Source organism: Bradyrhizobium sp. P2_E8 (genome assembly GCF_056403875.1).
Genome location: NZ_JBFUES010001575.1, coordinates 1 through 1,087, shown reverse-complemented (window position 1 = coordinate 1,087; position 1,087 = coordinate 1). Strand labels below are relative to the sequence as shown.

The following is a 1,087-nucleotide window of genomic DNA, read 5'->3' as shown; positions in this document are numbered from 1 at the left end:
CCTCTGGTGAGCCCGCCTCTCGCGAGCCCGCCTGTCAAAGCCGCCGCCGTTGTCGGTTTGTTTAGCACTGCCGGCTAGCATCGGGCGACGCCAGATCTCGCGACGAACCCCGGCCTCAAGACGCAGCCCATGACCCTCGACCTTGCGCGCCTTCTGCTCTTCCCGGCCTTGATGGCGTTCGCCGCCGCGAGCGATCTCTTCACGATGACCATCTCGAACCGCGTCTCGCTGGCGCTGGTCGCGGGCTTCTTCGCGCTCGCACTCGCCGGTGGCATGGCACCTTACGAGGTGCTCGGTCATGTCGGCGCCGGCGCGCTTGTCCTGGTCGGCGCCTTCACCTGTTTTGCGATGGGCTGGGTCGGCGGCGGCGACGCCAAGGTCGCGGCCTCCGTCGCGCTCTGGTTCGGCTTCGCACAGCTGATGAACTTCCTGCTCTACGCCTCGCTGTTCGGCGGCGCGCTGACGCTGCTCCTGCTCCAGTTCCGGCAATGGCCGCTGCCCTACGGCCTCGCGGGCCAGGCCTGGCTCGCACGACTGCACGCCAAGGAGAGCGGCATTCCCTACGGCATCGCGCTCGCACTGAGCGCGCTGATGGTCTACCCGGAGACCGAATGGGTGAAGGCGATCGACCTCGCTCATCTCGCACTGCGCTGAACGTTCCGGGTAAACCCGGCGTTAAGCCGATTTAGATACGCCTCATTAACCATGCTTTGACGAATAGCTGGTCAACTGCCGATTACGGCGGCGGCTGCGTCGCGGCGTTAGTTTGGAAAGTGAAGCGTATGAATAGGGCACGCATTGTCGTCCTGACGGTCGCCATCTGCGCCGGCGGTGTCGCCGCGTACCTGGCGAGCGGCTCGGACAATTCTGCGCCGCCTCCGGCGGCCCCGGTCGCGCAGCTTCCAACCGTCGACGTGCTGGTGGCCAAGAACGACATCGGCCTCGGCCAGACCGTGAAACCGGAAGACGTGCAATGGCAGACCTGGCCGGCAGCGACCGCCAGCACCACCTTCATTCGCCGCAACGAGCGCCCGGAGGGCGTGACCCAGGTGACCGGTTCGATCGCGCGCGCCCCCTTCATCCAGGG

General features: G+C 66.4%; 2 protein-coding genes. Both read left to right on the top strand.

What is annotated here, in order from left to right:
- Nucleotides 1-129: 129 nt before the first annotated feature.
- Nucleotides 130-654, top strand: coding sequence for an A24 family peptidase (locus AC1D00_RS42410; protein WP_135176343.1), 525 nt, complete (start codon nt 130-132; stop codon nt 652-654).
- Between the two features lie 128 nt (nt 655-782).
- The coding region (cpaB, locus tag AC1D00_RS42405; protein ID WP_477014819.1) for a Flp pilus assembly protein CpaB at nt 783-1,087 on the top strand (305 nt) is incomplete at its 3' end.